General features: G+C 45.7%; 10 protein-coding genes. 9 read left to right on the top strand and 1 reads right to left on the bottom strand.

The genetic code is table 11. From position 1 onward, the window contains the following. The first annotated feature begins 14 nt into the window (after positions 1 to 14). From G7Y43_RS07705 to G7Y43_RS07665, 9 genes are read left to right on the top strand one after another with little or no spacing between them, the layout of a single operon-like run. Entirely contained in the window at positions 15 to 1,184 is a 1,170-nt protein-coding gene (locus G7Y43_RS07705) for a glycosyltransferase family 4 protein (protein ID WP_165045729.1), read from the top strand. Next, positions 1,174 to 2,238, top strand: coding sequence for a polysaccharide biosynthesis protein (locus G7Y43_RS07700; RefSeq protein ID WP_304518543.1), 1,065 nt, complete (start codon positions 1,174 to 1,176; stop codon positions 2,236 to 2,238). Before G7Y43_RS07705 ends, G7Y43_RS07700 begins: the two co-directional genes overlap by 11 nt. 1 nt (position 2,239) lies before the next feature. Beyond that, positions 2,240 to 3,436, top strand: coding sequence for an NAD-dependent epimerase/dehydratase family protein (locus G7Y43_RS07695; protein WP_165045727.1), 1,197 nt, complete (start codon positions 2,240 to 2,242; stop codon positions 3,434 to 3,436). A 4-nt stretch (positions 3,437 to 3,440) separates the two neighbouring features. Further along, positions 3,441 to 4,604, top strand: coding sequence for a non-hydrolyzing UDP-N-acetylglucosamine 2-epimerase (gene wecB / locus G7Y43_RS07690; RefSeq protein WP_165045725.1), 1,164 nt, complete (start codon positions 3,441 to 3,443; stop codon positions 4,602 to 4,604). Between the two features lie 45 nt (positions 4,605 to 4,649). Next, entirely contained in the window at positions 4,650 to 5,801 is a 1,152-nt protein-coding gene (locus tag G7Y43_RS07685) for an N-acetyl sugar amidotransferase (protein ID WP_370514666.1), read from the top strand. Positions 5,802 to 5,823: 22 nt separating this feature from the next. Next, positions 5,824 to 6,849, top strand: coding sequence for a hypothetical protein (locus G7Y43_RS07680; RefSeq protein ID WP_165045723.1), 1,026 nt, complete (start codon positions 5,824 to 5,826; stop codon positions 6,847 to 6,849). Further along, the gene (gene wzy, locus G7Y43_RS07675; protein WP_165045721.1) at positions 6,846 to 8,276 is read left to right on the top strand and encodes an O-antigen polysaccharide polymerase Wzy; all 1,431 of its coding nucleotides are present in this window, start codon (positions 6,846 to 6,848) and stop codon (positions 8,274 to 8,276) included. Before G7Y43_RS07680 ends, wzy begins: the two co-directional genes overlap by 4 nt. Further along, the gene (locus G7Y43_RS07670; RefSeq protein ID WP_165045719.1) at positions 8,269 to 9,477 is read left to right on the top strand and encodes a glycosyltransferase family 4 protein; all 1,209 of its coding nucleotides are present in this window, start codon (positions 8,269 to 8,271) and stop codon (positions 9,475 to 9,477) included. Before wzy ends, G7Y43_RS07670 begins: the two co-directional genes overlap by 8 nt. After that, positions 9,470 to 10,696 carry an oligosaccharide flippase family protein gene (locus G7Y43_RS07665; protein ID WP_165045717.1) on the top strand — a complete coding sequence of 409 codons (1,227 nt, stop codon included), beginning with the start codon at positions 9,470 to 9,472 and terminating at the stop codon, positions 10,694 to 10,696. Before G7Y43_RS07670 ends, G7Y43_RS07665 begins: the two co-directional genes overlap by 8 nt. A gap of 254 nt (positions 10,697 to 10,950) precedes the next feature. Here the strand turns inward: G7Y43_RS07665 and G7Y43_RS07660 are convergent, their stop codons facing one another. Further along, complete coding sequence (locus G7Y43_RS07660; protein WP_165045715.1) at positions 10,951 to 11,562, bottom strand: transposase; 612 nt, start codon at positions 11,560 to 11,562, stop codon at positions 10,951 to 10,953. Positions 11,563 to 11,624: the final 62 nt, after the last annotated feature.

Raw genomic sequence — 11,624 nt, 5'->3', positions numbered from 1 at the left:
TCAATGTTTCCGATGTGTGTGAAGAGCTTGTTTTCCGGGGGCATGAGGTTGTCGTTGTCACTGGTTGTCCAAATTATCCCGAGGGCGTGATTTATGAAGGATACGAGGGTAATGATCGGCTTGACGAAGTTATCGAGGGTGTCCGCGTGCTGCGCACCAGAATCGCTCCGAGGAAACAAGGCGCGATAAACAGGGTGAGAAATTACTACAGCTTCTCGCGCCTGGGAAAGAAGAGGATTGAGGATGCTGGGGAAGGCTTCGACGTTATCTTGGTCTTTCAGCTCTCCCCAGTCATGATGGCTATTCCTGCGCTTTCCTATGCAGAAAAACACGGCACGCCAGTGTTTCACTACGTAGTCGACTTATGGCCGGAGAGCCTTCTTGCTGGCGGTATTCGTAGGGGATCGTTTGTCTACAAGGCGTTTGCTACAGAATCAAGAAGGATATATTCATCAGCTGATATGCTGACTGTAACCTCACCCGCATTTGGGGAATACCTGTCTAAATTGCTGGGCAGGGAGACACACTGCCTTTATCTGCCTCAATACGCCGAAGAGATGTTTCGGAACTTACCCGCGAACCCTGAGGGTCTTTCTGGTGATGTGTTTCCTGATGACGTGTTAAACGTCATGTTTGCAGGAAATGTCGGAGCTGCACAGTCGGTGCAAACCCTCATAAGAGCAGCTAACTTGCTCAAAGGTGAGCCATTTAGGTTTCATATCGTGGGATCTGGATCAGAGCTTGGTAACTGTAAAGCCCTCGCAAGTAAGCTTGATCTAAACAATGTCGTGTTTCATGGGAGACACCCACTTGAGGAAATGCCTGCCTACTATGCGAAAACCGACGCAATGGTGGCCACGTTTGCAAACGATCCAGTTCTTGGATACACGCTTCCCAGAAAGATTCAGTCCTACATGGCTGCAGGCAAGCCTGTCATTGGAACGGTGACAGGTGAGGCTCGTCGAGTTCTTGAAGAGGCGCACTGCGGGTTTTGCTGCGAAGCGGAAGATCCCGAAGGTTTGGCAAGCTGCTTGAGGCGCTTTGCCGCTCTGTCAAAGCAACAGAGAAGAGAACTGGGCGCAAATGCGCGGGCGTATTGCGATGAACACTACAGCAGAGACAGGTTCTTTAACACCCTTATCGGAGAACTTGAAAGACTGAAAGGGAGAAAGCATGGTTGCTGACATGGCTTCCTTTGCGGATAGAACCCTCATGATCACAGGCGGAACCGGGTCGTTCGGTTCTACGGTGCTCAAGCACTTCCTTAACTCTGATGTAGGCGAGATCCGCATCTTCTCTCGTGACGAAAAGAAGCAAGACGACATGCGGCACAGGTTGCAGCGGGTGAGTCCCGAAGCGGCGGGGAAGGTTCGCTTTTATATTGGTGACGTACGCGATTCGCAAAGCGTTCGAGACGCCATGCGAGGCGTGGATTACGTGTTCCATGCGGCAGCACTCAAGCAGGTGCCATCCTGTGAGTTCTTCCCCATGGAAGCCGTGCGTACAAATATCATCGGTACTGACAATGTGCTTCATGCAGCTATTGCTGAAGGGGTTAAGCGTGTGGTGTGTCTGTCCACCGACAAAGCGGCATACCCCATCAATGCCATGGGTAAATCAAAGGCCATGATGGAGTCTATCATCTATGCAAACGCAAGAAATGGGGCTGCGGCAGGTACCACTATCTGTTGCACGAGATACGGCAACGTTATGTGTTCGCGGGGAAGCGTAATCCCGCTCTTCATTGATCGTATTCGTAAGGGTCTGCCACTTACGATAACCGACCCTAACATGACACGCTTTCTCATGAACTTAGATGAGGCGGTCGATCTTGTCTGCTTCGCTTTTGAGCATGCAAACCCAGGAGACCTTTTCATCCAAAAAGCTCCGGCTTCCACCATCGCCGACCTTGCCGAGGCGGTGCAAGAAGTGTTCGGACACACTGGCATCCAAGTTATCGGTACCCGTCATGGTGAGAAGCTCTTTGAAACACTTATGACCTGCGAAGAAAGGCTTCGCGCTGAAGACATGGGTAACTACTACCGGGTACATGCTGACACACGTGATCTCAACTACGACAAGTTCGTAGTGAACGGTGAAGTAAAAACAATGGCAACAGAAGCCTACACTTCGCACAACACGGCAAGGCTCGATGTAGCAGGTACTGTCGAAAAGATAAAGACCGCCGAGTATGTACAGCTTGCTCTGCAAGGTCGCGAGCACGAGGCGGTGCAGTAGCGTGAAGCTTCTTGTTACTGGAGCCAAGGGTATGGTGGGAACCGCTCTTTGCCGTGCCTTAAAGAACCTGCGTGATGACAAAGATCGTACTCGGCCGAACCTTAAGATTGAAGAGGTATTCGAGTACGACTTGAACTCAACTCCCGAAGAACTCAGGGTCTACTGCAAGGCATGTGACTTCGTATTCAACCTTGCTGGTGTGAACAGACCAGAAAACCCTGCTGATTTCATGGAAGGTAACTTCGGATTTGTAAGTGATCTTCTAAACGAGCTTAAGACTGCTGGAAATACCTGCACTGTTATGCTGGCCTCTAGTGTGCAGGCGACACTTGCTGGAAGGTTCGAAGAGAGCGACTACGGCAAGAGCAAAAAGGCCGGAGAGGATCTTTTCTTCTCTTACGGAAAGGAAACTGGGGCAAAGGTTGCGGTCTATCGCTTCCCGAATGTGATGGGGCATTCCCGCCCCAATTACAACTCGGCGGTGTCAACCTTTTGCTGGGCTATAGCAAACGATGAACCTTTCGAGGTGAACGATCCAAATATAGAGCTTGAGCTTCTCTATATTAACGATCTCGTCAATGGGATGTTTGACCTTCTGGAGGGTAAGGAGCAACGTTGTGAGTACGACGGGGCAGAGGTGGTTCCCTCCAGTACAGGTCGCTACTGCTATGTACCGACCACCCACAAAGTAACGCTGGGACGCATCGTTGAGCTTTTGCAGGAGTTTAGGGCGAGCCCAGAGACCCTCATGATGCCAAGGATGCCGGAAGGCTCCTTCGAGAAGAAACTCTGCTCGCTCTACTTGACTTACTTACCTGTTGAGAAGTTCAAGTACCCCTTGAGCATGAACGTCGATGAGCGCGGAAGCTTTACCGAGCTTGTGCATACCCGAGATTGTGGCCAGGTATCTGTCAACATATCTAAGCCCGGCGTCACCAAAGGCCAACACTGGCACAGCTCTAAGTGGGAGCTCTTTATCGTGGTCAAGGGTCATGGACTCATCCAAGAACGCAACATCAACACTGGTGAAACAGTTGAGTTCGAAGTATCGGGCGACAAGATTGAAGCTGTATATATGGTTCCCGGCTGGACTCACAATATCATCAACCTCTCCGATGTCGAGGATCTTGTCACCGTTATGTCCTGCAACGAGGTCTTCGACCCGGCGCGTCCCGACACGTACTACGAGGAGGTGTAGATCCATGGCGTCCTTCAAAAACGACGGAAGGTTGAAGCTACTTATCATCGTGGGTACTCGCCCTGAGGTCATTCGCTTATCAGAGGTCATCAAGAAGTGCCGCAGGTACTTCGATACCCTGCTTGCACACACGGGACAAAACTACGACTACAACCTCAACGGTGTGTTCTTCCGTGACCTAGAGCTGGATGACCCCGACGTCTACTTAGATGCTGTGGGTGCCAACCTCGGCGAGACAATAGGAAACGTCATCGCCAAAAGCTATCAACTTATGACAGAGGTTAAGCCTGATGCGGTGCTCGTGCTTGGCGACACGAACTCGTGTCTGTCGGTCATCGGTGCCAAGAGGTTGCATATCCCGATTTTTCACATGGAGGCAGGAAACCGCTGCAAGGATGAGTGTTTACCAGAAGAGACGAATCGAAGAATCGTAGACGTCATATCTGACGTGAACCTTGCATACTCAGAACACGCCAGGCGCTACCTCAAGGACGCCGGCTGTGCTCCTGAGCGCACCTATGTGACGGGAAGTCCCATGGCTGAGGTGCTGAGCAAGAATCTCAGTAAGATCAACTCAAGCAACATTCATACAGAGCTCGGACTCGAGAAAGGTCACTACATCCTACTTAGTGCCCACCGGGAAGAAAACATCGACACTGAGACAAACTTCAACTCGCTCTTTTCTGCCGTAAACACCATGGCTGAGAGGTACAACATGCCAGTCCTCTACAGCTGTCATCCGAGAAGCCGCAAGCGCTTGGCAGCTTCTGGCTTCAAGCTTGACCCTCGTGTGCGCATGCATGAACCACTGGGTTTCCATGACTACAACTGCCTGCAAGCTAACGCCTTCTGTGTGGTTTCCGATTCAGGAACCCTGCCCGAGGAATCATCCTTCTTTGCGAGCGTTGGCAAACCCTTCCCGGCGGTCTGTATTCGCACAAGCACCGAGCGCCCTGAAGCGCTTGACAAGGCATGCTTCATTCTCTCGGGAATCGATGAACGTGGCCTGCTACAAGCGGTGGACCTAGCTGTAGCCATAGAGGCTGACGGGCACCATGGTATCCCAGTTCCCGACTACACCGACAAGAATGTCTCCGACAAGGTGGTCAAGGTCATCCAGTCCTACACGGGTGTGGTGAACAAGACGGTGTGGAGGAAGATTCACTGAAGTGGTAATGATGTTGGGCATTGAAGACTGCAATGATTGGGAAAAATGATGAGTAAGGAACGAGAATACCAAGTTTGTAAAATATGCGTCATGGACACGACCGACGAAGATATTTCCTTCGACGCTAATGGTGTATGCAATCGCTGCATCGAGTATGAAACCCGAATTTTGCCCGAGTGGAACTATGGAAAGGGCCATGAAGAAGAACTAAGCGGGCTATTGAACGAGATCAAATCAAAAGGCGCGAGCAAACCTTATGATTGCATCCTTGGGCTAAGCGGTGGCCTGGACAGTACTTATATGCTCCATCTTGCGGTTAGAGAATGGGGGCTTCGACCGTTCGTGTTCCATATCGATGCGGGATGGAACCTCCCTGTTGCCGAGGAGAACGTCAAAAGAGTAACCGATAAACTAGGCGTAGATCTTCATGTCGAGAAGATGAACTGGGATGAGATGCGGGAAATGCAATTGGCTTGGTTTCGCACTGGAATGGAGAACCTCGATTCTCCCCAGGACCATGCGTTTATCGCTCTTATTGATAGGTATTCTCGAGAGCTTGGGGTCAAATACATACTTAACGGCTACAACATCTGCACTGAAATCGTTGCTGACCCAGCCTCCTGGGGAAAAGATGGGGGTCCTACAGGGGATAGCACCTACATGAGGGACGTGATCAGGAAGCACTGTGCTATACCCATAAAAGAGTACACGTTCACCAACGGTTTCAAGCACAAAGTTCTTCTTCCTTATATATACGGCGTGAAAACGATCAAGCCGTTAAACCTCGTTCACTTCACAAAAAACCAAATGGTGAAAACCCTTCAAACCGAATACGGGTATGCTCCTTACGGGCAGAAGCACTTTGAGGATCTAATCACGAAGTTCCTTGAGGGGTGGTGGGTTCCAACGCGTTTCGGCCACGATATTCGCAGGGCTCAGCTGTCGAGCTTGGTGATGACGGGCCAAATGAACAGGGATGAGGCTTTGCGCATTTTGGAGAAGCCTCCCCTGACAGATGAAGAGGCGAGAGAGCTGTTCTCCGAGGTTGCAAAACGACTTGAGATAAGCGAAGACGAGCTGATGGAATACCACGAAATGCCAAAGTGTTCGGAGCGTTTCCGAAGCCAGAAGGTGCTTTACAATGCCGGAATCAAGCTATTTGAGGCTCTTGGTATTGAAAAGAGAATTAGGAAATAGCAATATAGCGAAAGCTTAGCCTATGAGCAGCATTTGTCGCAGAGGATATAAGGCTTATGTTTCAACTGTATGTAGGCCTGGTAACTACTTCAAGTTGTTGGCGTACTCGCTGGTATCTATCTGTTGTGCTAGGTATCGCTGCATATCATCTAAGTATCTTGCGGTTGCATTTTCTCCTATAGAAAAACACATCTTAGAAGAAGAGTACAATGACGTGCGCATATATGGACTCGTGGGTGATGGACTAATGCAGTCAATTAGAAATCACTCAGTGGTAGGAGTTGTGCCATACACGAAACGCATCCCGGTATTATTTAGCGCCTTGAAATATAGCCGTGAGGATTCTATTCCTTATTCTTTCTGCCTAGAGTTTGCTTTACTTGAAAAAGCTGTCACTGAATGCATTGGTTTGATTGATTCTGTATCTACTGCCGTCCATTATGAACGATATGCTATATGGCTTGCTGACTTGTGTGAACGTTATTCATTGGGTTATAAGCTTTTCCAGCACGGAACAGTAATAGGCTTAACTCCTATTGAGAATAAAATCTCTGTAAACGATGCCTATGTCTTTAATGAAATTGAACAGAGGTACTTCTCTTCTGCTATTGTGAAGAATTCTGATTGTGTGTATCATCGTCGCCCTTTCAAATCAAGTATTACATTTAAAGAATCTAATATTTCCGGACACAAAGTCGCCTTGATTTCTCAAGGTGACTATCGATTTGATTATGAAATAATCGAATCGATAGTCTGCTGCGGGGTCGATTTGTGTTTGTTTTACTACATCCATCCTGCTTCTTCGATACCAAGGAGAGTAATTAAGAAATGTGCTTCAGAAAGTGTTGTGATATGTCCTAACGATCGTTTTTCTGATGTTGATCTGGTTGTAACGAAGAACTCAACCATGGTGTATGACTACTTGTATTGCTCCACCTTTTACGGAAAGATACTATGCGTTGACGACCAGTTTCGATTTGATGGTTTTGATAGTGTTGATGTTGTGAATGACGTTCAGGCTGTTATCGAAAGGGTTTGCACGTTGTGAATATTTCGATACGTTCGCGGAATATAGTGGTTACAGCTAACTGCATTTTTTCGATTGTTATAACGGTGCTGATCATATTTGCATCTACGAATGAAGCTGTTGAAGTTCTAGCATCCTTCGGTTTTATCTCTGTTTTTTATTTTGTTACATATGGTGTATCTATCGCGTGTACTTCGGCTTTAAGCTTAGGTTCTCTGTTTTTGTTCTCGCTCGGTTTCTTTGGACTGTTCGGTATTGCTATGACTGTGTTCGGACTCGGGGATATTACTCAGTTTGGCACATTGGGAATTTCTTACAATTGGTCAGAGTCGGCATCTCGCGTGGTTGTACAGTGCTACGGCCTCCTATTATTCGCTTATAACTTGTGCCTGTTTTATAGACAGGTCATTTCTAAAAAGGTTTCAAAGAAAAGCAAAACACCAAATATACCGATAACAGAACGCATTTTGCTATCAAAAAAAGCGATGCAATTCTTATTTGTGCCAGCGGCTATTTTTTTGGCGTTCGCAAGTATTCAGGTGCTGTATTCTGGATATCTCAGTTTATACATTGGTGCCGCTAGAGGGATTCTCTATCGACTCGGATCCCTCTCATATTTTCTTTTTACTGCTTCCTTTATGTTTTTTATTAGTTCTAGGCCTGAGCTTGATGATTTTTCAAAGTATGGAAGAAGGTTTCTGTTCTTGTCGTTTTTGAATTCAACTCAAGGTGTTCGGAGTGCTTTTTTAGCACCGCTACTGTTTTATTTCTGGTATGGGAAGTATCGGTTTAATCGGAGAATCAATCCAGTGCTTGCTTTGATTATTTGTTTGTTCGGAATTCCAGTTCTTGGTGCTATTGCATATATTAGAAACAATGTAACTGTTGGCTTAGATTATGGGGGCCTGTTTACAGAAACGGTAATGGCGTCTAGCTCGAGTATTTCAGTTTTGGCGTTGGTGTACGATTACGGATTACTGAGCATAAACGATAGTTACCCATTTATTCTTGATCCAATAGTACGGCTTTGTCTCGTTGTTTTGCATCCGGATGTGTTTTCTTTAGGAAACTCGATCGAATTAAACCTGGTCAGTAACAACCTTCCTAACCAATTATCGTATGCCCTTGCGCCTGAGCAGTATTTACTTGGTGGGGGTCTTGGTGGTAATTTTATTGCTGAGTTATATGAGTTTGGCGTAGTTGGTATCGTTTTGGGGATTGTATTTCTGGTTGTTATTATTGGGTGGTTTGAGCGGATTGCTGACGTATCGGTCCTCGCTTCGTATTTTGCGTATCCATTTATAAGACATTTATTATTAATGCCCCGAGCTGAATACTTTCTCGATACGTACACAATAGCGAAGTTCTTAGTTGTTTATGCACTCTTTTGGTTTCTTGTTGCTGCCTATAAGGTGAGCGCACAAAAGAAAGGTAGTGCCAGTGCTTAAAGTTGCGATGGTTGTTCCTGATTTTCGTCAAATTCAAGGTATAAATGCATTAGTAATGCAGTTGTATTCCGAGCATAATCTATTTCTCTCTTTAGGGATTGAACTAATAGGTCCATTTGATTGTTATGGGCTGGTTGATGTGTGTGTTGGTTGGTCTGATAAAACTAGCGGCAGTCGCTTTCGAAAACTGCTAAGCATGATAAAAAAAACTGGTCTGTACACAGCTTTTCCAATACAGAGTTTACTTTTGTATCTAAAACATGTTCTCCCTGCAAAACAAGCAGTAGATTCATACATTACGAGTGGTTGTCAAGCTGATATTCTAGTATTTCACGATTGTCTTTGTGCTGCCTATTACTTAGAACAGTATCCGGATAGACCGGAGAAAACAGTGATTGTTTCGCATGCGAGCGGTGATCCGTGTGCGCAACTGTTCTCGAACAGAAAAGCACTCCTCGGAACATTTGTCGAGACTTATCTTAGAAGGTCAGCGCGGGAGGCTTTTGAATGCTCTGGGGGATGTATCGTGCTTTGTGAGCGAGCGAAAGAATACGTTAATAAAAATTACCACGTTAAACGCATGGCATTAATTCCGAATGGGGTGAAAGATATTGCTGGAATAATGAAAGAAGCTAGTTCGTTTGTAACTGATGATCTTCTCAAGGTTATATGTGTCGCATCTTTGATTGAGATTAAAGGGCAAGATGTTGTGATAGATGCAGTTTCTAAGTTGACGGACATAGAAAAAGAGATGATTCAGGTCAGTTTTGTTGGACAAGGAGAAAGAGAATACTATCTTAAAAAAAGAGTTCAACAACTCGGATTGAACAACGTCTTTTTTTTAGGGGAAAGAAATGATGTAAATTCGCTTCTCAATGAAGCTGATCTATTTGTTTTGATGACTAGATACGACAATTGTCCCATGTCTATTGTCGAGGCCATGCGTGTGGGGTTGCCTATAATATCAACCCCTGTTGGCGCAATAACTGAAATGATTGAGGATGGTTCGAATGGCTATATAATTGCTCCGGATGCCCTTCAGTTAAAAGGTATCTTTTCGAATCTGATCCATAATAAAACTCAACTGATTGAGCTAAGTGCTAACTCACGTATAAAATTCATTCAAGAATATAGCTCTTCACGGATGATTTCTAGATATGTGGAATATGTCAACTTAATTATGAATGACACCAATGCGTGACCAGGTGCTAAGAAATAACTTAATCGCTCAGTATGGGCTTCAGATTGCTCAGTATGTTATTCCTTTTCTAACCTTGCCCTATCTTGCTCGCGTTCTTGGTCCAGATGGTTATTCTGTGCGTGCGTATGTTTTGTCTCTGTCAACTCTTATTCAAGTTTTTTTAGACTTTGGCTTTTTGCAGTATGGAACAAAACTTATATCGGAGGCAAATAAGGAAGGCACTAGTTTAGATGGTGTTGTTTCTCTTGTCGTTAAGGCGAAAACTATAATATTGCTTCCAATTTCCGTTGTTAGTATTGCATTTGCGGTGTTTTTGCCAATCATAAAATCAAACGCTACGTACGCTACCTTTGCGTATATGGCTATGGTAATGACTTCACTGATTCCAGATTATTATTATATGGGTGTTGAGAAGATGCGACTCCTTACGATTAGGTACGTTATTACTCGTGGGATTGGGCTGGTTCTAATATTCACCTTGGTGCAAAGTGGCGAAGATTTAATCGTAGTTGCTTTAATTGATCTAGCAGTTGCTGCTTTTGCCTTGGTAATGACCATACTTGATTTAAAAGGTAATCATCGAATAAAACTCATTGTTTACGGATCGGCAAAGATCGTAGAGCATATTAAGCGTGCTTCTACATATTTGATCTCGAATGCTTCATGTACCATCAATGCATCAATAGCCATGGTTGCTATAGGGTATTATGTTTCGGATCCCTTAGTTGTTTCAAGTTGGTCTTTAGCTCTTACGGTTATATCCGCAATGCAAGCACTCTTTAATCCAGTTGCAAACAGTCTCTATCCTCGTATGCTGGCTACAAAGGATTTTTCGATTGTAAGAAAGATACTTACATGGTCTATTCCAGTAATGATCATTCTGTCGATAGCTGTTTCGTCCTTATCAAGCCTGTTGTTTTATATTCTAGGTGGTGAAGAGTATGTTGGCATGGCATGGGTATTATCGCTTCTCGTACCTATGCTGTTTTGCTCGTTTTACGGAATAATGCTTGGATTCCCTGTTTTAGGTGCAGCTGGCAAAATTAAGCAGATGACAGTTTCTTCTGTTGCTGCTTCTGTATTACAGGTTACAGGTCTTTTTACTCTTTTGTCTCTAGGCTGGTTTTCACTCTTCTCGGTGTGTCTTCTTCGGAATGCTACTGAATTCACCCTTACTGTTCTCAGACTGATATTTTGCTATAAATACATTGCGAGTTGATGACCTGTTCGCTAGGCGACGTCTGGATATCCGGGTAAGTCTTAATTTGTGTGGGAAAAATAGCCAAATCTAATGTCTGAACAGGTAAAACAAAGAGAATCTAACCCCAAGTTGTCACTTGGGGGCAAAAAGAGGGCACACTAACCCAAGCCTTCCATAGAGTAGCTTCAAAAAAGATGACCAAAAGCCAGAAAATCGAATATGTTACAACCTGTGTGGGGGAGACCTTGTGCCCATCGCATGTGACCTATTCGCTAGTTAGCGCTCTCCTTTCTCTTGTCGCTTCTTGTAAACAGCGGGATGGGCTTGTTGGGTTCTCGCTTATGCCCAAGCACCAACAAACAACGGCGTCTCAAAGCTGCAAAGCTCATAAAGCCTCGGCACGTGCGAATGATGTCTTTGATCTGTCGGTTCAGGCTTTCTGCAATTGCGTTTGTACGCCCGTATTCCCAGGCGTTTACGATGTAGGTCTTACGTCTGTTTATGGTGTTAGACACAGAGCGCACTTCAGCTACATCAGTGCGTCGAGCGATAGATATCCATCGCTTCAAAACGGTTTCCATATCGTCTCGGCTTTCAAAGGTTGTATCAGACCATTCGAAGAAAAGCTGGAGGGCAAGATAGGCTCGTTTCAGATCATCTGCCCCGATAGACTCAAGGGAACATCTTACGCATTCACGTTCTTTTTGCCGTTTGAGCATGTCTTTTCTGGTGAGCATGAGTTTGGCAGCCTTGCGCAAGATACGTCTTTGTTCTTTGTGGTCTATGTCATCTTCGATTGTACGAGTAAGCCGACGTCGTACATCATCAACAGCTTCTGTTACAAGCTTTGCTACATGGAATTCATATGTCCCGAGCCTTGTCAAGAGGCAAAGTCCTCCCGGCCCGGATTTTCCCAGTCCGGGCTGGGAGTAGCTATGTGCATCGC

Source organism: Adlercreutzia sp. ZJ138 (assembly GCF_011038935.1).
GTDB lineage: Bacteria > Actinomycetota > Coriobacteriia > Coriobacteriales > Eggerthellaceae > ZJ141.
This window is presented reverse-complemented; position numbering and strand designations above follow the sequence as displayed.

Bases quoted from the DNA above. Each gene is read 5' to 3' on its own strand.
- G7Y43_RS07700 (WP_304518543.1), top strand. From the start codon at position 1,174: ATGGTTGCTGACATGGCTTCCTTTGCGGATAGAACCCTCATGATCACA.
- wecB (WP_165045725.1), top strand. From the start codon at position 3,441: ATGGCGTCCTTCAAAAACGACGGAAGGTTGAAGCTACTTATCATCGTG.
- G7Y43_RS07685 (WP_370514666.1), top strand. From the start codon at position 4,650: ATGATGAGTAAGGAACGAGAATACCAAGTTTGTAAAATATGCGTCATG.
- G7Y43_RS07680 (WP_165045723.1), top strand. From the start codon at position 5,824: ATGAGCAGCATTTGTCGCAGAGGATATAAGGCTTATGTTTCAACTGTA.
- G7Y43_RS07665 (WP_165045717.1), top strand. From the start codon at position 9,470: ATGCGTGACCAGGTGCTAAGAAATAACTTAATCGCTCAGTATGGGCTT.